The 19,325-nt window shown below is 59.2% G+C and carries 21 protein-coding genes and 1 pseudogene; 7 read left to right on the top strand and 15 right to left on the bottom strand.

What is annotated here, in order from left to right:
- Positions 1-13: 13 nt before the first annotated feature.
- From trbF to trbI, 4 genes are read left to right on the top strand one after another with little or no spacing between them, the layout of a single operon-like run.
- Positions 14-676 (top strand): conjugal transfer protein TrbF, encoded by a 663-nt coding sequence (trbF, locus tag RTP54_RS23740; protein WP_112818548.1) that lies wholly within the window; start codon positions 14-16, stop codon positions 674-676.
- 38 nt (positions 677-714) lie between these two features.
- Positions 715-1,503: a P-type conjugative transfer protein TrbG gene (trbG, locus tag RTP54_RS23735; RefSeq protein WP_312366221.1), complete on the top strand. Its 789-nt coding sequence runs from the start codon at positions 715-717 to the stop codon at positions 1,501-1,503.
- Between the two features lie 3 nt (positions 1,504-1,506).
- The gene (locus tag RTP54_RS23730; protein WP_312366033.1) at positions 1,507-1,950 is read left to right on the top strand and encodes a conjugal transfer protein TrbH; all 444 of its coding nucleotides are present in this window, start codon (positions 1,507-1,509) and stop codon (positions 1,948-1,950) included.
- A 9-nt stretch (positions 1,951-1,959) separates the two neighbouring features.
- Positions 1,960-3,234, top strand: a complete 1,275-nt coding sequence (gene trbI, locus RTP54_RS23725) for an IncP-type conjugal transfer protein TrbI (RefSeq protein ID WP_312366032.1) — start codon at positions 1,960-1,962, stop codon at positions 3,232-3,234.
- Positions 3,235-3,291: 57 nt separating this feature from the next.
- On the opposite strand, the gene RTP54_RS23720 is transcribed toward trbI, so the two are convergent.
- From RTP54_RS23720 to RTP54_RS23710, 3 genes are all read right to left on the bottom strand, one after another.
- On the bottom strand, positions 3,292-4,005 hold the full coding sequence (locus RTP54_RS23720) for an autoinducer binding domain-containing protein (RefSeq protein WP_312366031.1): 714 nt from the start codon (positions 4,003-4,005) through the stop codon (positions 3,292-3,294).
- A 152-nt stretch (positions 4,006-4,157) separates the two neighbouring features.
- Complete coding sequence (locus RTP54_RS23715; RefSeq protein WP_312366030.1) at positions 4,158-4,889, bottom strand: response regulator transcription factor; 732 nt, start codon at positions 4,887-4,889, stop codon at positions 4,158-4,160.
- 178 nt (positions 4,890-5,067) lie between these two features.
- Positions 5,068-6,126 carry a GSU2403 family nucleotidyltransferase fold protein gene (locus RTP54_RS23710; RefSeq protein ID WP_312366029.1) on the bottom strand — a complete coding sequence of 353 codons (1,059 nt, stop codon included), beginning with the start codon at positions 6,124-6,126 and terminating at the stop codon, positions 5,068-5,070.
- Positions 6,127-6,674: 548 nt separating this feature from the next.
- On the opposite strand from RTP54_RS23710, the gene RTP54_RS23705 reads away from it, so the two are divergent.
- Together RTP54_RS23705 and RTP54_RS23700 are read left to right on the top strand one after the other, a co-directional pair.
- Positions 6,675-7,430, top strand: a complete 756-nt coding sequence (locus RTP54_RS23705) for a response regulator transcription factor (protein ID WP_312366028.1) — start codon at positions 6,675-6,677, stop codon at positions 7,428-7,430.
- Between the two features lies 1 nt (position 7,431).
- Positions 7,432-8,778: an amidohydrolase family protein gene (locus RTP54_RS23700; RefSeq protein ID WP_312366027.1), complete on the top strand. Its 1,347-nt coding sequence runs from the start codon at positions 7,432-7,434 to the stop codon at positions 8,776-8,778.
- An 11-nt stretch (positions 8,779-8,789) separates the two neighbouring features.
- Here the strand turns inward: RTP54_RS23700 and RTP54_RS23695 are convergent, their stop codons facing one another.
- From RTP54_RS23695 to RTP54_RS31080, 5 genes and pseudogenes are all read right to left on the bottom strand, one after another.
- Positions 8,790-10,124 (bottom strand): MmgE/PrpD family protein, encoded by a 1,335-nt coding sequence (locus tag RTP54_RS23695; RefSeq protein WP_312366026.1) that lies wholly within the window; start codon positions 10,122-10,124, stop codon positions 8,790-8,792.
- A gap of 29 nt (positions 10,125-10,153) precedes the next feature.
- On the bottom strand, positions 10,154-11,203 hold the full coding sequence (locus RTP54_RS23690; RefSeq protein ID WP_312366025.1) for an ornithine cyclodeaminase: 1,050 nt from the start codon (positions 11,201-11,203) through the stop codon (positions 10,154-10,156).
- 202 nt (positions 11,204-11,405) lie between these two features.
- Positions 11,406-11,717: a HigA family addiction module antitoxin gene (locus RTP54_RS23685; protein WP_312366024.1), complete on the bottom strand. Its 312-nt coding sequence runs from the start codon at positions 11,715-11,717 to the stop codon at positions 11,406-11,408.
- 24 nt (positions 11,718-11,741) lie between these two features.
- Positions 11,742-12,022, bottom strand: a pseudogene (locus RTP54_RS23680) (type II toxin-antitoxin system RelE/ParE family toxin).
- Positions 12,023-12,141: 119 nt separating this feature from the next.
- Positions 12,142-12,489 (bottom strand): helix-turn-helix domain-containing protein, encoded by a 348-nt coding sequence (locus RTP54_RS31080; protein ID WP_409517202.1) that lies wholly within the window; start codon positions 12,487-12,489, stop codon positions 12,142-12,144.
- A gap of 174 nt (positions 12,490-12,663) precedes the next feature.
- Between RTP54_RS31080 and RTP54_RS23675 the strand changes: the two genes are divergently transcribed.
- On the top strand, positions 12,664-12,888 hold the full coding sequence (locus RTP54_RS23675) for a helix-turn-helix transcriptional regulator (RefSeq protein WP_312366023.1): 225 nt from the start codon (positions 12,664-12,666) through the stop codon (positions 12,886-12,888).
- Positions 12,889-12,894: 6 nt separating this feature from the next.
- On the opposite strand, the gene RTP54_RS23670 is transcribed toward RTP54_RS23675, so the two are convergent.
- From RTP54_RS23670 to RTP54_RS23640, 7 genes are all read right to left on the bottom strand, one after another.
- Complete coding sequence (locus RTP54_RS23670) at positions 12,895-13,746, bottom strand: carbon-nitrogen hydrolase family protein (RefSeq protein ID WP_312366022.1); 852 nt, start codon at positions 13,744-13,746, stop codon at positions 12,895-12,897.
- Entirely contained in the window at positions 13,743-14,393 is a 651-nt protein-coding gene (locus RTP54_RS23665) for an RraA family protein (RefSeq protein ID WP_312366021.1), read from the bottom strand. Before RTP54_RS23665 ends, RTP54_RS23670 begins: the two co-directional genes overlap by 4 nt.
- 26 nt (positions 14,394-14,419) lie before the next feature.
- Positions 14,420-15,286, bottom strand: a complete 867-nt coding sequence (locus RTP54_RS23660) for a TauD/TfdA family dioxygenase (protein WP_312366020.1) — start codon at positions 15,284-15,286, stop codon at positions 14,420-14,422.
- A gap of 112 nt (positions 15,287-15,398) precedes the next feature.
- Positions 15,399-16,481, bottom strand: a complete 1,083-nt coding sequence (locus tag RTP54_RS23655; protein ID WP_312366019.1) for an ABC transporter ATP-binding protein — start codon at positions 16,479-16,481, stop codon at positions 15,399-15,401.
- A complete protein-coding gene (locus RTP54_RS23650) occupies positions 16,478-17,281 on the bottom strand; it encodes an ABC transporter permease (protein WP_312366018.1) in 804 nt (267 codons plus the stop codon). The genes RTP54_RS23655 and RTP54_RS23650 overlap by 4 nt, the downstream gene beginning before the upstream one ends.
- Positions 17,278-18,060 carry an ABC transporter permease gene (locus tag RTP54_RS23645; RefSeq protein WP_409517201.1) on the bottom strand — a complete coding sequence of 261 codons (783 nt, stop codon included), beginning with the start codon at positions 18,058-18,060 and terminating at the stop codon, positions 17,278-17,280. The genes RTP54_RS23650 and RTP54_RS23645 overlap by 4 nt, the downstream gene beginning before the upstream one ends.
- Positions 18,061-18,191: 131 nt before the next feature.
- On the bottom strand, positions 18,192-19,238 hold the full coding sequence (locus tag RTP54_RS23640) for an ABC transporter substrate-binding protein (protein WP_409517194.1): 1,047 nt from the start codon (positions 19,236-19,238) through the stop codon (positions 18,192-18,194).
- Positions 19,239-19,325 lie beyond the last annotated feature (87 nt).

Below are 19,325 nucleotides of genomic sequence, written 5' to 3'. Positions count from 1 at the left end.
AGGATCATGATCGATGGCTGATCGAGAGGCCCCCGAGAACCCCTACATCGCCGCCCGTCAGGAGTGGAACGAACGCTACGGCTCCTTCGTGCGCTCAGCGATCGCCTGGCGCATCATCGGGACGGCCTCGATGGCGATCGCGATCATCGGTTTCGTCTATGGGCTCCACCAGAGCTCGAGGGTCAAGCTCGTGCCCTACATCGTCGAGGTCGACAAACTCGGAGCAGCCGTCACCGCCGGCTTTCCCGAGCAGCTCGACTACGCCGACCAGCGTGTCGTGCGCGCCTCGCTTGCAGGCTTCTTTGCCAGCTTCCGATCCGTGACACCCGACGCGGTCGTACAGAAAAGATACATCGACCGAACCTATGCGCTGCTTAGAAACGCCGATCCGGCAACGGGGAAGGTCAACGCCTGGTTCCGGGACAACTCCCCATTCGAGAGGGCGCGGCGAGCAACTGTCGCGATCGAGGTGAACAACGTGGTGGCGCTTTCGGAACAAACCTACCAGGTCGACTGGACAGAGTTCGAACGGGACCGGACGGGAAAAGAAACCGGCTTACGGCGGTATCGCGGGATCGCAACGGTCACGCTCACGGCGCCGCAGGATGAGGCTGTGATCCGGCTCAATCCGATCGGCCTCTACCTCAGGGATCTCGACTGGACGGCGCAGCTATGATGAGGAAGGGAGAAGGGTTGAGCTACAACACAGCAGCCATGCTGACACTGATCTTGGCATCAACGCTACCATTCGGAGCCGCTTACGGAGAAGCGATCACGACGAAGGAGGCGAATGCAGCACGCCTGTCTGCAAAATGGCGGGCAGCTTCCGGCGTCATCACCACCGGGCCTGACGGAAAGGTCATCTTCCTTTACGGCGCAAGCCAGCCATCGGTCGTCTGCTCACCGCTCCAGGTGTGTGATGTCGAGCTTCAACCGGGCGAGATCGTGCGTGACGTGCTTGTTGGCGATACGGTTCGCTGGAAGATCGAAGCCGCGACGTCAGGTGTCGCCGGCGGCCAGGCAATCCACCTTGTCATCAAGCCGTCCGAACCTTCGATTGCAACTTCGATGGTGGTCACCACGTCGAGGCGCACCTATCATATCCAGCTGAAGTCTCACCCGACGCACTACATGGCGCGCGTCGGCTTCGCCTATCCGGAAGACAGGTCGGCAAGCTTTGCCGATGCCAATGCCCGGCTGGAGGCGGGCACTGGCAGCTTTTCCGCCGAACGGCTCAACTTCACCTATTCCATCAACGGTCGCGCCCGCTGGAAGCCGACACGCATCTATTCCGACGGTCAGAAAACCTACATCCAGTTCCCGAAGTCGATCGCCAACCAGGACGCGCCAGTCCTCTTCGTCGTTTCCGGCGGCCAGAACAGGATCGTCAATTACCGGATGAAGGACGGAGTGATGATCGTCGATTTCGATGTCGAGCGCGCGGTGCTGGTATCGGGCGTCGGATGGCGCCAGGAGAAAGTCACGATCAGAAGGGGAGGGTAAGTGGTGAAGCCTCATACCGTCGCATCCATTCTCATCGCCGTCTTCGTCAGCGGTTGCCAGGGCAGCGGCGCTTCGCCGCTGATTGACGAGCGCTCGCACGAAATCTCGGCGAATGCCGAAACAGCGATTGCCGGCGACATGGCTAACCGCTTCTTTGAAGTGATGGGCAAAGACAAACCGCAGTCGCTCTACCTTTCCCAAACCGCGCGCCCCTCTGCAGAAGCACTCGAAAGCGCACTCAAGCTGTGGGGATACCCGGCGCTCGGCCAAGATAAACAGGCTCAGGGGAAGGTAGCTGCCACAGAGGTCACCTATGGCACCTCGGTGTTCGAAGACGTCGTTCTCGTGCGGCTATCGACGCCGGCACTTACCCTGACGCGTGCCTACCGGGCGAATGCAACGGGCGCGCAGCCCGCGACACCGCTCGCCGTCACGCGGCATCCGTAGGAACCTGTCATGGCTCAATCGCTACAGCTCTCTCACGCCCCTAAACACATTCGCAGGGTCAATCGGTTACCGCTCTTCATCGCAGGCGCAATGATCGTCATTTTCTTCATCGTCATTGTGGCCGGCCTCGCCTCGCGCGGGATCGGAAGCCGGGCCGACCTCGACGCGGAGATTTCCTCAGGTGGTTCAGCGTCTTCATTTGCTGAGAACATCAAGCGTGGCGTCGCCGACGGCATCATCGCCGAGCCGTCGACATCGGTTGCTGAAGACACTGCGGTCGGGACCCTGACAGAAATGGCTCACTCAGAGGTCAAAATCGACCCGGAGACGACACCGCCTCCCGCAAACGTTGCGCAAGTCGAAACCCACGGGAATGAGCATGACTGGCTGACCCAGTTCGAGCGCGAACGCCGGGAACAACTGCTGCGCGAGCGCCATCGGCAGGACATGGCAAGAATTCAGGCACGGAATGCGGCCTTTGAGTCGCCGCTTGCGGTTGAAATCAAAAACCGCCCGGAACCCATGGAGTATCCCGGGAGCACACCGAGCAGCGACACACCCGCATCTCCCAATCCCGCAGCGCTTCTGTCGAAAGCGCTTGAGGGGAGGGGTGGTGACGTCAACCTTCAGTCCTCCAAGGACGCCTTTTTCAACGCTGACATCAAGGAGCTCGGATACCTGCCAAGCACCGTCGTGCCGGCGCAATCTCCATTCGAGCTAAAGCGCGGCTCGGTCATTCCCGCGACCTTGATTACCGGCATCAACGCCGACCTGCCCGGTCGGATTTCCGCCCAGGTCAATCATCCGATCTATGACACCGCCACGGGCCGCCATATTCTCATCCCGCAAGGGACCAAGCTCTTCGGCCGCTACGACAGTGAGGTCGCCTTCGGGCAGTCTCGCGTTCTCGTGATCTGGACCGATCTAATCTTCCCGAACGGCTCTACGTTGCAGATCGGCGGGATGGCCGGGACCGATGCCGGAGGCTATGGCGGTTTCAAGGACAAAGTCGATCGACATATCCTCAGAACATTTGGTTCTGCGGCGCTTGTAGCCCTGATCGGCGCGGGCATCGATATGTCCCTCCCAGCCGATTATCGGGACAGAGGTCGCGATACCGCCTCGGACGCTGCTCGTCGCAGTTTTGCCGAAACCTTCGGCCGGGTGGCCGAGCGCACCATTGGAAAAAACCTCGATGTGCAGCCTACGCTCAACATCAGGCCCGGATACATTTTCAACGTCCTCGTCGATCAGGATATTATCTTTCCTAGCGCTTATCGCTGATCCGCCGCTGGCCAGCAGGTACGCCTCGCTGCGCCCACATTCTCATCGTTCTAGGTATCAGATTAGCAGACGACGGGTGGCGGCCGCGGTCGCCTGAGACAGCTTGCAGACGCCGAGCTTGTCCATCGCCCTTCGCAGATTGCGGCGAACGCACGTGTAGGTGATATCGAGTATTGCCGCGATCTCAACCATCGTCTTTCCCTCCGACGACCACTTGAGGCAAGCAAGCTCGGTCGCGCTCAACGATGCCGTACCGTTGCATTCCAAGTCTTCCATATGTCGCATCCGTGAATGGAGAAAGGCAGCGGCAGTTATGCCGAGCCCCGATGTCTCCCCCGCAAGACTGCCACGCCTTCTGCCATGGGACGAGGATGTAAAGGTCAGGATGGCGAACCTCCCGAAGCCGGCCGACACTGATACCGACAGACCTGACTTCAGCCCAAATTCGGCAGCCTCCGTGTAGAAACGCCGCTGATCGCGGCAGGCCCTTGGGCGCACGTCGTCGACAGACCAATAGAAGACCTGGGTTCCGCGCTTGGCCGTGGTCACAACAGGGTCGAGCGTCATGTAGGAGCGCGCGAAGTAGCGCCGCTGCCACTCGATCGGATAGTCAGTCGCCACGAAGTTGTCGTTCGGATGGGCCCGGAAGTAGGCATAGTGGTCAAACCCGGCAGCGCCCGCCAAACATACAAGGGAATTGTTCAGGGCGTTTGACGATGACTGGACCTGGCAGAGATCTATTACGCGTTCAAAAATGCGTCGTTCGTTCATGCGATTTCACCTCCGGCGCGCACTGGTCGGATTGAGCCCTTCGCAGGCGGGCAACGACACACGGTCTAGATGTGGCGTGACTTAAACGCAATCATTTGTAACGCCGAAGCAACAAAACTTAACTTTTCGCGTTGAACGAAACTTTCGTTAAGTCATTCATATTCCACGGTATGCGCCAACAAATAGCCGCCGAGCCTCACCGTCTTCACATAGATCGGATCGTCAGGCGCGGGCTCGATCTTCTGCCTCAGCCGCCGAACGTGCACATCTACGCTGCGCTCCGATGGGCCGGCGAGCCCGAATTTTGTGGCGTCAAGCAATTGCTCCCGCGACAGAACACTGCCGGGATTGCGAGCAAGCGCAAGAAGTATATCGAACTCGCCAGCCGTCAGGGTTCTCTCCTGGCCATCTGGGTCGTGGAGCGTGCGCTTGCCTGGATTTATACGCCAGCCATCGAACACCAAAATTCTAGGATCTTCGGCGTCACCCGAGACTAAGCTGGCTCGACGCAGGACGCTACGTAGACGGGCAAGCGTAGCGTCGTCTTCGCCGACCCTTAAGACACAGGTATCCGCACCTGCATTCAGTCCTTCCACAACGATACTGTCGCCATGCCTGTCAACGATGAGAACGAGGGCAATGTCGCTCAGGGCTCGTACTTGCCGGCAAAACTGGAGACATTCCGTCGACGGCGTCTTGCCCTCGATCACGAGGAGGTCGTATCTCCGGATTTTCAGAAGCCGAGGAACCAATGTGGCTTTGGTGAGGTGGATGTCGTAGCCATGACCGAGCAGAAGTGAGACAAACCGACGACGCGTTTCCTCGTCGTCGATCACTGCCAGAACGACCGGTGAACGGCCGGCTATCCGCTTGTTTCTCAGCAACGAAACTCCCTGCCAAGTCGGCAATGGCAATAATTTGCCATGCAACCTGTTGGGGAGTTAACGTCGCAATACGATCGGCTCAAGGCACAGAAATGCTCCTTAACGGTATCAACGCTAGAACGGTATCAACGCTAGCAAATCGCGGTGCGGAGTTGAGAGCACTTCCGCGCGTTATCCGCTAAGGCAGTGTTAGGTCGCCGACGCAGTCTCTAAGCGCAGTTTTCCCTTTTTCTGGGATCATCGCGACACCCTGACGAATTGCGTTCTGCCACGAAGGGCCCCTGTCCCATGCCTCACTATAGGCATCCACCAGCACGTCTGCCTGTCGGGTTTGATGCATCGCCTGAAAGATTGATGACGCTTGCAACAGATCCTTGTCACGCTTTGCCCGACCCACTGTGTCGGTGAGCCGCCTGGATGCGACAATGAGCTTGTGGATTGCGTATCGCTCGGGTGAGGGCACGTTCACTGTAACCCCCTCGCGGTGGAGCAACACCGTTCTTGTAGGTTCATAGATCAGGTAGTCGAGAAAACGGAGGTTTTCCGCCGACGCTCCGCCCAGGGCGGGCATCCGCGACGGTTTGCCTGTGTAATCGTCAGTCCCCCGGTTGCTTGTCAAAAATTCCACCCGGTAGCCTTTGGCATTCACAAACGCCGTCACTTGGGCCTTGTCGGCCTGGTGCGGTACCGCACGAAATGACTGATCGACCCCACGAAGAAGATCAAGGATAGGCGGCAAGGTATCGCTTACTTCAGCCGAAATCGCGAAATCCTGTGCCAGGTCGGCATCGCCTGTTTGCAGGGCGGTGTTGGGAAGCCGAACCCCGAGAAGACCCGAATAGCAGCCGAATGCCACCGTGCCGACCAGGACACCTCTTAGCCGAAAGAAACCCGCATCTGCCAAGGCTTTCGTTACATCGCCTGCGAAGCGATCCGGGCCAACCATGCCACCTGAACGGATGAGCGTGGACACCAGCCGCCGGCGTTCTCGCAGGTTGTCTTTGACTTCGCGGTGGTTGTTGACCCGCGCTGTGATTTCAGGATCTGAGGCCGGGCCCACATAGCGTCGCTTGTCGCCATCCGGTGTCGGACGGTCGAAATACCAGTAGTCGTTACCCTTAACCGGTACAGTGACGAAACGCCCATCAAGCGGAAAGTCGGCTTGAAATTGAGCATCGAGCGATCGCTGAGATAGCTCAGCCAGCATCGTTCTGAAGACAAGATCGATTTCTCGCATTGCCGAAGTTCACCCGTTATACTGCTTTCGCAAAAACATTATAACTCTCTCGACTTGTGTCAAGCGACTCAGTGAAGGAGACAGGTGCTGACCCTGCCAAACCAGTGCCTCGTTGCCCGTTCAATCAACGGCCGGTTCGACCGATCCAACCGGTGTGTTGCGAAAATCTTCACTGCGACCCTCAATCGAAGCTTTTTGGCACATTCCTGCGAGGTATCGCGGACACACAAGGCAAGAAGGCTGTGAACTTTCACTCGCCCGCAACGACTTACACTCGTTCGCTAAACTCATATCCGTGACCTGTTCCCGGTTCGGCATTGCGCTCCTCCTCCAAGGTAACGCGAATGATGAACCTGCTGGCGCCAAGCCTCCAATTGACCATGCAACACATTCATATGACGTGACGATCAGTTACCCCGTCGGGAGGATCACGTCGGATCCCTCTGCAACAATACTTAATAGAACTTCGAACCAGATAACATTGAGACACAAACCTATGCGTGCAATCATCGATCATAGCGTCATGCACCGCGACCGGGAGGCGAGCGATGCCTACCGCCGTAAACGGACGATTGATCGTAGTCAGCTCCCGCGACGCGGGCTTCAATCTGACGCATCGCCACATTCTTACGGCCGCGGGCTACTCGACCGACCTTGCGCTCGGCCTCGACGACTTTGCATCGATCACAGGCGAACGATCCGTCGAGGCCATCCTGCTCGATGCGCCGAACGCCGCTGCGGCTGGCCTCTGCCGGGGACTGAAGCAGGACACCTCGACAAGATCGGCGGCAATCGTCGCATTGTTGCGAGCAAAGGCCGCTGTCGCACTTCCGGCGCTGGTCCGCGCGGGTGCTGACGAGGTATTCGTCTGCCCGGTCGAACCACAGCGGTACCTCGACGCGATCAAGCACTATCTAACGTCTTCGAACGACACAAAAACTCATCCGGTTTTGCACTACGGCAGCCTTGAGATCGACGTCCACAGCCACCGAGCCTCCTGGCGTGGAGACCCTTTCCATCTCGGCCTTCTCGAGTTTCGATTGCTTGAAACATTGATCGAGGGAACGGACAAGGTTCACACACGGGGCGAACTTATCCAACAGGTCTGGCCGAGCGGCATCTTCGTCGACACGCGAACAGTTAACGTCCACGTCGCGAGGCTTCGAAAGGCGCTCCTCGCGACCACCGGCCACGACTGGATCCGCACAGTGCGGGGTGTCGGCTACGGTTTGGCGCCGCTTGCGCTCAGCCTCGATCATCCATCGGATTCTAACCAGATCACCAATTTTCGACTGGAGGCGTGACATGGATACGGTCATCGTCAATGGCAGCTTGATTACCGGAGACGGGGTCACCTTTCTGGAGAAGGCGAGTGTCAGAATCCGAGGAACGATTATCGTTGATGTTACCCCATACCAGGAGGCATCGAACGAGGGGGACCGGATTATCGATGCCGGCGGGTCCGTCGTACTACCAGGAATCGTCAATGCTCATGCACATGGCTGCATCGCCGGCCCTTCGATGCCATCCGGTTCATTGCCACTTTCGACTGAAGACATCTCCTACCAGCGCAACCGGCATCTGCTCAGCGGCACGACCACACTCCTGAATGTCTGCGGCCTCGCCACCCCTAATGAAATAGGGTGCAGTGTTCTCTCACCCCACGCATTGGACGTCCATGTTTCGACAGCCCACACGCCGAGCAGTATAGCGGCTGCCGGTATCGCGGACGGAGCGGGGCTTTCGGCGCAGCACCTCTCAGCCACCATTGACGACATGCTTGCACGTGGCGCCAAGGCGCTCGGAGAGGCCGGCGGCGGTCAAACGCTTGGCGGTGGCGCACAGGACTACCGCTATCTGCCGCTTGCCATTGAGAAGGCAACCGGTATTTCCGTCCACCCCAAGGTCGCCAGGTCGTTCAAGGAAGCCGTCCTGGGGCGCAGGCTGGACGGCGCAGCGGCCGCTTCGAACGATGAACTCGAGGCACTTCTTGAGCGTCATGCCCTCGATGGCCATCTGACGGCGGTACTGCTTCGCGGGATCGTCGTTGAGACCGTCATGCCACCAGTGCATCTGGCGATAAGGGGGCTTGCGGAGATCGCCGCCCAATCAGAGCGCGTCGGAATGGCTGCGATATTCCACAATGCCGCACCAACTGCTGCAACTCTTGTGCAACTGGCGGAGACCTATCCGCGGGCCCGGATGATCGCCGGGCATTCTAACCACCCGATGTTCCTGCCCGAAGAGGCGGTCGCAACGGCAAGGTTGCTCAAAGACAGAGGCGTGACGATCGACGTGTCGACACTCGACTGTATCACGACAAGGTGGCGCAATGGCCCCGAAAATCTTGATCATCTTGCGACCGAAGGGCTCATCGACACGCTGTCGACGGACTATGCCGGCGGTGACTGGGACACGATCCTTTCTGCGATCCATCGCATGATCGCCAAGAAACAGATGCCGGCACCCCGGGCCATCGCGCTTGCGACGGGCAACGTCGCCAAGGCTATTCCCGAACTTGCTGGAGACCGTGGATTGATCGAGCGGGACAAGCAGGCGGACATTATCATTTGCGATGCCCATAACTTCGCCCGCGTGCGTCATGTCATCGCGAAGGGCCGCCTCGTCGTCGAGAATGCCCGTATTGTTTGAAGACCGACGCCTTAACGAAGGGCCATAAGCAGACCAGAGCCGTGGTCATCGGGTATATCGAGAACACCACCGATGATCTCGTGCTGACGCTCTGGCGCAAGCACGCGACGGGTCACCCGGAGGAACTTCTCCTCGATCACTTCGAACGACATCGGCCGCTTCGGGTCTCCGAGCGGCCTCAGGATTTCAGAGCGCAGCGACACCGAAGGCGTCGATATTGTAACCCGTGCTAGTGTCTCGCCCGGAAACAGAGCATCCATTTCGTCGTTGATCGACAGGCGCACCCTGTCGCAAAACGCCGAAAGGTCGTCGCGCCCTATGAGAGCGGGCGCTAAAGGCGCCAATGCATCGCGCCCCTCGACCGCGGCAATCGCGATGCAGTAGGGCAGGCTGTATTGGATGTCGACCAGCGTGGCTGGCCGCCGCTTATTGCCGAGCTTCAACGCCCAGCCGAAGGTCTCCACATCGACACCGGTGATATCCTCAGCACCAATGCTGTTGCCTTCGGCAAGCATCAGGAATGCGTCCAGCGCGGCATGGATATAGCGGCAGCAGGCGTAGGGCTTGAAATATGTATCGACCAAATGGGACCGTCCACCGAGGCCAGCCAGGATCGCTTGCCGATTGTAATAGTCAGGATGATCGAACACATCAGCAGGCCCCGTGTGTCCTTCGATCGCCAGGTGGACGGCGACGAGCCCCAGGACTGCACTCCAGCCAATCCCTTCCTTGACGTCGTTGCCTGTCAACCGGGAATAACCCGAACTGCCGTTTGCCTGCTGATTGGGCGCAAGCACCGCTGCGATCGCCAGCGCCTGGGCGACATGATCCTCGCGGAGACGCAACAGTCGCGCTCCTGCAGCCGCCGCTGCGACCGACGCCCACCGCCCGGTCTGGCGGGTCGCGATAGTGTTCGGCATCTGCGCCGATGCGATGCGAACGCCAATGTCGTAGCCAACGGAAATCGCCGCGATGAGATCGCCTGCCCCGGCATTGGTCTCCGCAAGCAATGTCAGAACCGTCGGAATGACTGCCGCTCCTGGATGCCCACGGGCCAACCGATGTCCATCGTCAAGGTCGAGTGCGGAGGCTGCCGATGCGTTTGCGAACAGGGCACCTGCCAGCGAGGCCGTGTGACCTGTTGCCCAGACGGAACTCGCACCGGCGCCCATAAGCGTGTGTGCTGAAGCTCTGACGGCCGCAGGCCCCGGCATGTCGCGCCCAGCAATTGCGGCGCCGACAAGGTCAAGGACACATTTCAGCGCCACGTTTCTCTCGTCGCAGGTCGGCGCGCTGCGCGAGGCGGCCAGAATCTGTACGGCGAGAACTTCTGTGATTAGGGGCAACGTGACCTCCGACGCCAGACCTTGGCTCCCTAACTACGCGCCTTCACGAGCTTCTCCCAAGTCGCTTCGGCGACATAGAGATCGAGCATGGGAAGCCCGACGCAGGTCACGCAAACTGGTCCGGGACGCGGATCCTGCCATCCGGACGGCGCCGACATTTCGCCAATTCCCAGAATCGGGCCGGCGGTCTCAAGGCTCAGGCCCATGCGTGAAAAATAAAGTGAAATGCTCTGGGAGTTGCGGCGGGAGACGGTCTTCAAGTCGTCGCAGATGACAGCGCCCGTGCGTAAAGCACGTTTCAAGTAGGCCTCAGGGACCTCGTCGCCGCCAAGATGCAGCGTCGCGGCATCCTTCGCAAGCTCATGATCATCGAAGACCGGGTCGCGCGCATTCGTTGCCGTTACGACGAAGGAACAGTCGGCAAGCGCGGCGTTGTCCTCAACCGGAACCAGGTCAATGGTCGTAGCAGAGGCTGCCGCATCCGCGAGCCGGGCGGCACTTTCTGGAAACCGGCTTCGTATGAAAATTCGCTCGATGCGCTCTGAACCCGTGAACGAAAGGCAGTCGATGACGCTTCTCGCAACCGGCCCGGCACCGAAGAGAAAGACCGATATCTTCATCGGCGTCTCGACGAACGCTTCCAACACCAGCGAGGCATAGGTCCCCGTGCGCGCGGCAGAAAGTGCGGTTCCATCGAAGATGGCAACGGGCCTTAAGGTCGTCTTGTCGAGGAGAAGATAGGTCGACGTCGACCGCGGCAGACCGCGCCGACGATTGAACGCGTTGGCGCCGATGATCTTGACGCCACCAAACCGAGGATTGACGCTGTAGAGCGACGAGAGCTTCCACCCAAGTCGCTCGGAGGCGAAAGACTCACGTTCAGCCTCAAATTCAGGGAGCGCCCAGAATTCGTCCTCAGGTAGGGAAAGTACCGCCTTTCCGCCGACGGCCCTCCCGCTCCTGATGTCACGCCAAGCCGCGTCGACAGCCTTATGCGCCTCTGCCACTGTGAGTTCCGCACCAAAACGACGAAGCTCTTCGGTTGATACGAAATTGAGAACCGCTTCGTGCAAAGTCATACTCGCCTCCCACACATGAAGAGCCGAGCATACGGGAAGGGCGCAGCCGGTGAGGCGAAGGTTTGGAGAAGATTTGGGCACGCAGGTGACATCACGGTCACAACACGAACCAAACCTGAGATCGCTGAGTTGCCGATCACAGATTAGCAGCGCTGGAGCTGAGCGCGAAACACATTGGTCAATCCGTCGGGAATCCCGTCCGCTATGAGGCGAGTGCGTATTCGAGATCTATCTCGGGTATTGCAGCAAGATCCGTCTCCAAAACCGTTGCCTCAATCTTGAGATCATAGCTGGCTTGCAGGTTCATCCAGAATTCAGGACTCGTGCGGAAAAATTTGGCTAACCTCAGTGCTGTATCTGAAGTTACCGCAGTCTGTTCATTAGCCAGGCGTTCAATGCGGGTGCGAGGAACGTTCAGCTTCTTCGCGAGCGCTCCAGCGCTCATGTGATAAGGGAGGAGGTACTCCTCGCGAAGGATTTCGCCTGGATGTACCGGGGGGAGTACACTGCTCATCTATTGGTCTCCTTCATACCGGTTCTAGTGGTAATCGACGATCTCGACATTTTCGACACCACCATCGTTCCAGACAAAACAGATCCGCCATTGTCATTGATCCTGATCGAGTGTTGCCCGGCACGATCACCCTTCAACGCCTCTAGGCGGTTACCTGGTGGAGAACGAAAATCGTCCAACACATGTGCAGCTTCAAGCATTGTGAGCTTACGGATAGCGACTTTGAGGATGACAGCTGGAAACCTTTTGGGAGCTTTCCCGCTTGCCACAACTTCGGTCGCGACATCCTTGTACGATCGAATCACCAATTGCCTCACTGTCGTTTTGTATCATTCCGTGATACATTTCTGGGTCAAGTCAATTGTATCGCAGCATGATACATTCTCGATCTCGAAACAATGCCAATGCGTTTGTCCCATGCTTTTCAAAGAGATTGGCTACATACTCTGACAAGAGCGAGCAGTGAGCGACGCACTTGAACTGACGTAATGCGTTGAAACGCCATGTTCAGGGCAGTCCCTTCATTCGTCCTCAGAAAAGCGGCCAACTCCGTCAACTCCTCACTTGCCCCTCGTTGATAGTTACACCCGTCGCGATCGACGAGTGCCGCGATTGGGACGCCTAGGGCAGTGGCAATGGCGGCGAGGCGGCTGGCCCCGATCCTGATCCGACCGCTTTCGTACTTCCGGACCAATTGGACCGAAACGTTGAGGTGCAGAGCAAGATCCAACTGCCGCATCCCGACTTCGCGCCGAAGACTCGCAATCAGCATGCCGATCTCAGCGTCGGCATCATCCACCCGTGGAGGTCGCATGCCCATTCGCTTTCCGACACCTCTCGACCGAAGCGAACATGCTGATCTGAAACAGCTATGCGCCACGGCATAGCATGCATTTACATACTATAGTTGATAAACTCAAAGTTTCGCTCCTGCCATCAGTGGCGCATGGATATGCGCAAGTTGGTTGGCCGGAATTTTGCGCGCCTGCGTCGGGAAAAAGGACTGACGCAGGAAGAAATCGCCGCGTCAGCTGATATCAGCCAGCAATATGTGAGCGGTCTTGAACGAGGTGGACGCAACCCGACGATCCAATCGCTTTACAGGATCGCCAAGGCGCTTGGGGTGAGCCATATGGAGCTTGTCCGGCCCGACAGTGAAGACGAGCACTGACGGATCTCAACGTTCCCGGCGATAAACAAGCTCCAGGTTCTGAACATCGACCCTATGCGCCGCCATAGGGATCAGGCGGCGAACGGCCTCGACACGATCGCGATCAAGCTCGGCCTGCAACACGCCAACATCCTCACCTGCCTCGGCGACGACTTTCCCCCAGGGATCGCAGACCATCGAATGACCGTGCATGTGACGCCGCTCGCCGGCGGCCGTCTCATAGTGTCCGCATTGGCCGCAAGCGATGACATAGGCCTGAAACTCGATCGCGCGCGCTCGGCATAGAACCTCCCAGTGATCCCTTCCGGTCTGCTGGGTGAAGGCGGCCGGCAAGATGAACGCATCGACATTCTCTTCTGCCAGACGATCGAACAGCCGGGAGAAGCGCAGATCGTAGCAAATGCAGCAGGCCAGCTTCATTCCACCGATCTCGTAGACCAACAGGCTGTTTCCCGGTCTGACAGTGGCGGATTCGTTGTAGATCTTGCCGTCGGGGGCAACGATGTCGAAGAGGTGGATCTTCCGGTACGCCCCGATCTCTTTGCCTTGCGCGTCGAACACAACACTGGTGTTGTAGATCCGGTCGGATGTGCCGGTCGCTTCCAGGAGACTTCCTGCATGTATGGCGACCCGGTGTTGCGCGGCAAAGTACTGAACCAGATTGTAGGCCGCGCCTCCTGGCACATGATCGGCCGCCGATCGCTTCTCGGACGGCGTCCCACCGGTCCAGTCGAAATGCTCTGGCAGGACAATGAGATCCGGTCGACCCGCAACCGCTTGGCGCATGAGTGCCTCGGCCTGCCGCAGATTGGCGGAACGGTCAGGTTGGGAGTTCATCTGGACGAGAGCGATTTTCATGTCTGGGGATCCGGTTGAAAGTCGAAGATGGAATGGCCGGCCGCGAGGTGCCGGCGTACGGCGATCGAAATCTGCTGGCGCGCGATCGCAGCGCGCGCCAGCACGAACATATGGTCGCGGGGCGCCACGAACACGCCTTCCCGGTCGGCAAGCACAGCGTAACCGGGCAACACTGCCGCTCCGCCGCAAGCAATTGGCTCGTTGATCGAACCGCCGATGGAGACCCGTCGGTTGGTGGTCTTTGAGGAGACGCCGCGGCACCACACGGGCAGGCCTGTCGCGGCAATCTCGTCGGCGTCCGTACAGGGACCGTCGATGACGATGCCGGCGGCACCCCTTGCCTTAACGGCGGTTGCGACACCACCTCCGACACATGCGATATCGTCGCCATCAACCCGAGCAATGACGAGAAAGTCACCGGGCATCAGGAGGTCGACAGCCCGATAGATAATAGTGCCATCCCGCCCGGGGGCTGCGACGGTGACTGCCGAACCGGCCGCCTTTGCCGCGAACACCGGCAGCACGCTCTGGCTGACGAAACCGAGATGCTCGACATGGCCGATCGTGGCGGTCTCGGTCTTTTCCATCAATGCGACGAGCTCCTCGGGAAGGGGAGGTTGGCTGTCATTGATCCGGTAGGGTTGCATGTCTGACCTCCTGATGTCGTTTTCGGTCAGATCGGGCGTTCGCCTGATGTGGTCGTGCGATGCATGATGCGAATGGAGTTCGGATCGAAGCCGTCCCGGCGGTGCATGGTGCAACGGTTGTCCCACATCATGATGTCGCCGACATCCCATTGCTGGACGAAGACCTCGCTGGTCGAGGTGGTGTGCTGCCAAAGATCCGCGAGAAGGGACTCGCTTTCGTCGAGCGGCATGCCGACGATCCAGGCGCCTTCGGACGTTCCACCAAGATAAAGCGCCTTGCGGCCGGTCTCGCCATGGAGGCGAACGAGCGGATGAACCATTCCGCTCCATTCGCGGAAATCGCGGGTGCTGGGGGCCGACTTGCCGAGGCGAAGCTTGCCGGTCTTGTCGTAGACGTTCTGGAAGAAGATCTGCCGGCCGTCGACCACCTTCTTCAAGGCCTCGGGCAAGCTCTCATAGGCGCGATAGGACGAGAGGAAGTAGGTGTCGCCGCCGCTCGGCGGGACGGCGACCGCCCGCAGGATCGCGCCGGCCGGCGGCCGCTCGTAGAACCACGTATCCGTGTGCCAGGTCGCCTCGCTATTGCCCATGGCGCCGCTCGGCTTGCCGTCGGTCATGACATTGCTGATGACGAGGATTTCCTTGTGGGTCGGATGCCCGCCCTCCTGGAGCTGCTTCGGATGGATGACAAACTCCCCGAAATTCCTGGAGAAGGCGACCTGCTGGGCGTCGGTCATCGACGTCTTCTTGAACCGCAGCACGCCGTGCTGGAGCCAGTAGCGGCGGACCTCGTCGATATCCTGCTGAGTGTATTTGTCGAAGTCGAAACCCTCGATGTCGGCGCAGACATTCGATTCATGCTGAACGGCACGAAGCCTCTGTTTATCAAGCATTTTCATCTCCTTTGAAGTGACCTTCTGAGGTCGGGACCATGGTAGGCGGGAGGCATCGCCTGGTTCCAATAACGATGCCTTCGGATTGATTGCTCCACCCTATCGATCTGCCTCAAGCGCTCAGCGGCTGGATGTCGGCGTCGTCGATACCGAGACGAATGGCGTCACCGACTTTCGGCGGAACGCTCGCGCGGGTCGCGCGGAGAAGCACGTGGAGACGCACATCCGAACCGAGATCGGCATCAATTTCGAAGGCGGCACCGAGGTTAACGACACGTCGCACGGTGGCATTGAGAAGGTTGGCGAACTCGCTCCCGCCGGCCGCAGTCGGCAGGACCGCGATGCTCTCCGGACGGATCGAGCAGTACCGGATCTCGCCGGTGAGAACGGTCTTGTGTGCCTTCAGCATCAGTCCATCACCAACCGCCAGTTCGAGATGGGCCGCGCCAGTTGCGGCCGACGTCACCGCCAAAATGTTCGACTTGCCGATGAAATCCGCCACGAAACGCGAGTTCGGCTCGCGGTAGAGGGCGGCAGGCTGCCCCTCTTGAGCAATCGCCCCCTGCCACATCACGACCACTCGATCGGACATCGCCATGGCCTCCTCCTGATCGTGGGTAACGTAGACGAAGGTCATGCCGAGTTGCTGCTGGATCTCCTTCAGTTCGATCCGCATCGCCTCTCGAAGCTTCAGGTCAAGATTGGAAAGTGGCTCGTCGAGAAGCAGAACCGACGGCCTCGGCGCGATCGCCCGGGCAAGTGCTACTCGCTGCTGCTGACCACCGGAGAGTTCCCGCGGATAGCGCTTGCCCATTCCCTCGAGGTGGACGCTGCGCAGCGCGCTTTTAACGGTCGTCTCGGCTTCCTCCCTGCGAACGCCCTTCATCTTGAGGCCGAAGGCCACGTTCTCCGTGACCGTCATGTGTGGAAAGAGCGCATAATTCTGGAAGACCAGGCCGATGTTGCGCCGTTCCGGCGGCACGCGGACCTGGCTTCGTCCCTTGATACGAATGTCGCCGCGTGATGGGGCGGTAAAGCCGGCGATCATGTTGAGCGTGGTCGTCTTGCCGCAGCCGGATGGGCCGAGGATGCTGACGAACTCGCCTTGAGGAATTGCGAGGTCGATATCCTTGACGACCGCCATGCTGGCGTAGGACTTGCTGACCGAGACGAGTTCGATGTCGAGTGCGTTCATTTGCTGCCACCATGGAGCTGCGCGGAAAAACCGCCGATTTTTTCGAAGAGGAAGATGACCGAGAGGATGAAGGCCATCGAGGCGACGTTGACCGCCGCGAGCACAGGATCGAGGCTGTATTCGAGGTAGTTGATCACGGTGATCGGCAAGGTGCTGTCGCCGGGCCTGACCAGGAAAACCGAAAGCGGGATGTTGTTGAACGAGATGATGAAGGCGAAGGTCACGCCCGAAAGCACGCCTGGCTTGATCATCGGCAACACCACCAGCCGGATGCGTTGCAGTTTGCTCGCCCCGAGAACCTGGGCCGCACGATCGAGATTGGCGTCGAAATTCGCAAGCGAGGTCGCCACCATGCGGGTCACGAAGGGGAGGGCGAGCACCACGTGCGCAGCAATCAACGCCGGCGTGCCGAGGAACCCCTGGAGCCCGATCATCGAGAGAAAGAGCACGATTGCGACGCCCTTGACGATCTGCGGCACCGAAAGCGGCGATAGAAGGCAAGACATCAGGGCGTCGCTGCCCGGAATACGCTCGTAAACGACCGCATAAGCCGCGAACAATCCAAGCACCCCGCTGATCGCCGCGACGACTGTTGCGATTTTTACGCTCGCAAGGAACGGTTCGAGCCAGCGGCTAGACCAGAGATCCGCATACCAGCGCCCCGTCCACTCCCAAGGCTGAAGCGTGACAGCCGATGTCGGGCTCAAGGAGGCTGCGACGACGACGATGAGCGGCAGGGTGATGAAGCAGAGGACCGCGCCGAGAGAAAACCAATAGAATATCGAAATAAGCCTGTTCATCTTTCACCTCCCGATGAAACAGAGGCGCGCGATCTGCGGCGGCTTTCGTAGCGAACGCCGACGAACGAGATCGCCAGCATCATGAGGAGGAGCGACATCGCCATCACAGAAGCGAACGGCCAATCGATGTAGAAGAGCACCTGCTCGTAGATCATTGTCGCCAGCACCTTGAAGCCTGCGCCGCCAAGAAGAGCCGGGGTTGCATAGGCGCTCGCCGCCATGGTGAAGGCGATCAACATCGAGCTGACGATCCCAGGCACGGAGAGGGGCAGGACGATCGTGCGGATCACCGCCAGCCTGGAGGCACCCAGCATCTGCGCCGCTCGCTCCAGGCTCGGATCGATGCCCTGGATGCTTGTCATAAGCGAGAGAATGCCGAAAGGAAGCACGACATGCGTCAGGCCGACGACGACGGCAAAGAGGTTCTTTGACAGTGGGAGCGGCGAGCTGATGAGGCCAAGATGGAGAAGCAGATCGTTGATGAATCCCCTATCCTCCAGAATGATTAGCCAACCATAGGTTCGAAGAACGACGCCGGCGAGTTCCGGGGCAAGCGCAAGCGCAAAAACAACCGCCCGCCAACGTGTTGTCGACCGTGCCAGGAAATAGGCGACCGGATAGCCGAGAACGGTCACGCTGATCGCAACCAGCAAGGACATCAGGGCAGTGCGACAGAAGCCGGCAATCGAAAGCCCGTCGGTGAAAAAGCGCTGATAGTGATCGAGGGTTGGGGAGAACGTTTCGGTCTGCGTAAAGCTCATCCCGATCATCATCCCCATCGGCAGTGCGAAGAAGACCGAGAGCACCAGAAGCGACGGAGAGAGAGCTGCAAACGGAAACCACGTGAGGGTGCGCCGGCGTCGCGCCGGCGGATGCAAGTCGAGAGCAAGGCTGTTCATGAGCGCTCTCCTCAACGGGCGTTCGGAACGACGTCACGTTCCCAACGCTCGGCCCATTCCGGCAGCTTCTCCTGAAGTCGGAGGAGGTCGGGCAGGTGCAGACGATCGCCGTCCGGTCCAGCTGTGAGCTGCCGGTCCTTCAGCTCGTCAGGTACGGAGATGTCGACGCGCGCGCTTCCGACCCGGTAGCCCGCCACCCATGCCTCCTGGCTCGACTTTTCAAGGAAAAATTCGATGAACTTCCGCGCCGCCTCCTTGTTTGCGGCGCCGACAGGAATGTTAAGGGTTGCGACGAGCGGAATGGTGCCTTCTTTCGGGCTGATGTAGTCGACAGGCAAACCTTCATCGACCATCAGCTGCGCTCGCCCGTTCCAAAACGGCATGGCCCAGACAGAGCCCTCGCGCAGATAGCTTTCGAGGATCGCGGAGGATTGCTCGAAACCCACCGACTGCGCCGATACCTTGGCCATGGCATCGAAGCCCGGGTCGACGTTGTCGATGAGGTCCCCTCCATTCGTGACCGACATCATCTCGAGCAGATAGACGGCCATGATGTTCTGGAAGGTGGGTAGAATGACCCGCTTGCTCAGCTCGGGCTCAAGCAGAGCATTCCAAGAAACAGGAATCGTGGCCAGCTTGTCGGTGCGGTAAAGGAGCGACAAGTACTGGACCTCATGAACTGCGCCACATTCTCCAGCAACCGCAGCCAGATCTGCCTGGAGGGCGCTGAGGTTCGGAATCGACGTCGGCGCCAGTTTTTCGAGCAGGCCATCCTTGCACCCTTGCAGGGACTGGGATGCAGTCATTACGACGAGATCGAATCCAGGCTGACCCTTGGTTGCCTTGATCTTGGCGTAGTCCTGTTGGGCCGATCCGACGGCGTCGTAGACGACGTCGATGTTGAAGCGTTTCTCGAAAGGTTCGATGATGCGCTCGCGGATGATGCCCTCGTAGGGACCTCCATAACTATTGATGATAAGCGTTTCGGCCTCCGCCGATCCGCTGCCGATGCCTGAAACTGTCAGGCATATCGACGCGAGCATGCGTTTCGCTCCCACGGTCTCTCTCCCATTCGTTGTAAACAGGAGGAATGGTGTCCGTCGGAAGTCCGAGGGTCTAATAGGCGATCGCTAGGATTAATGTCC

Origin of the sequence: Ensifer sp. (genome assembly GCF_031989085.1) — a bacterium.
In the GTDB taxonomy this organism is placed as follows: Bacteria; Pseudomonadota; Alphaproteobacteria; order Rhizobiales; family Rhizobiaceae; genus Ensifer.
This window is presented reverse-complemented; position numbering and strand designations above follow the sequence as displayed.

Excerpts from the sequence above, each read along its gene's own strand:
- RTP54_RS23710 (WP_312366029.1), bottom strand. The coding sequence starts at position 6,126 with ATGCGAGAAATCGATCTTGTCTTCAGAACGATGCTGGCTGAGCTATCT.
- trbG (WP_312366221.1), top strand. The coding sequence starts at position 715 with ATGCTGACACTGATCTTGGCATCAACGCTACCATTCGGAGCCGCTTAC.
- RTP54_RS23705 (WP_312366028.1), top strand. The coding sequence starts at position 6,675 with ATGCCTACCGCCGTAAACGGACGATTGATCGTAGTCAGCTCCCGCGAC.
- RTP54_RS23675 (WP_312366023.1), top strand. The coding sequence starts at position 12,664 with ATGGATATGCGCAAGTTGGTTGGCCGGAATTTTGCGCGCCTGCGTCGG.
- RTP54_RS23685 (WP_312366024.1), bottom strand. The coding sequence starts at position 11,717 with ATGAGCAGTGTACTCCCCCCGGTACATCCAGGCGAAATCCTTCGCGAG.
- RTP54_RS23650 (WP_312366018.1), bottom strand. The coding sequence starts at position 17,281 with ATGAACAGGCTTATTTCGATATTCTATTGGTTTTCTCTCGGCGCGGTC.
- RTP54_RS23690 (WP_312366025.1), bottom strand. The coding sequence starts at position 11,203 with ATGACTTTGCACGAAGCGGTTCTCAATTTCGTATCAACCGAAGAGCTT.
- trbI (WP_312366032.1), top strand. The coding sequence starts at position 1,960 with ATGGCTCAATCGCTACAGCTCTCTCACGCCCCTAAACACATTCGCAGG.
- RTP54_RS31080 (WP_409517202.1), bottom strand. The coding sequence starts at position 12,489 with ATGCTGATTGCGAGTCTTCGGCGCGAAGTCGGGATGCGGCAGTTGGAT.
- trbF (WP_112818548.1), top strand. The coding sequence starts at position 14 with ATGGCTGATCGAGAGGCCCCCGAGAACCCCTACATCGCCGCCCGTCAG.
- RTP54_RS23645 (WP_409517201.1), bottom strand. The coding sequence starts at position 18,060 with ATGGGGATGATGATCGGGATGAGCTTTACGCAGACCGAAACGTTCTCC.
- RTP54_RS23655 (WP_312366019.1), bottom strand. The coding sequence starts at position 16,481 with ATGAACGCACTCGACATCGAACTCGTCTCGGTCAGCAAGTCCTACGCC.
- RTP54_RS23670 (WP_312366022.1), bottom strand. The coding sequence starts at position 13,746 with ATGAAAATCGCTCTCGTCCAGATGAACTCCCAACCTGACCGTTCCGCC.
- RTP54_RS23700 (WP_312366027.1), top strand. The coding sequence starts at position 7,432 with ATGGATACGGTCATCGTCAATGGCAGCTTGATTACCGGAGACGGGGTC.
- RTP54_RS23660 (WP_312366020.1), bottom strand. The coding sequence starts at position 15,286 with ATGCTTGATAAACAGAGGCTTCGTGCCGTTCAGCATGAATCGAATGTC.
- RTP54_RS23720 (WP_312366031.1), bottom strand. The coding sequence starts at position 4,005 with ATGAACGAACGACGCATTTTTGAACGCGTAATAGATCTCTGCCAGGTC.
- RTP54_RS23665 (WP_312366021.1), bottom strand. The coding sequence starts at position 14,393 with ATGCAACCCTACCGGATCAATGACAGCCAACCTCCCCTTCCCGAGGAG.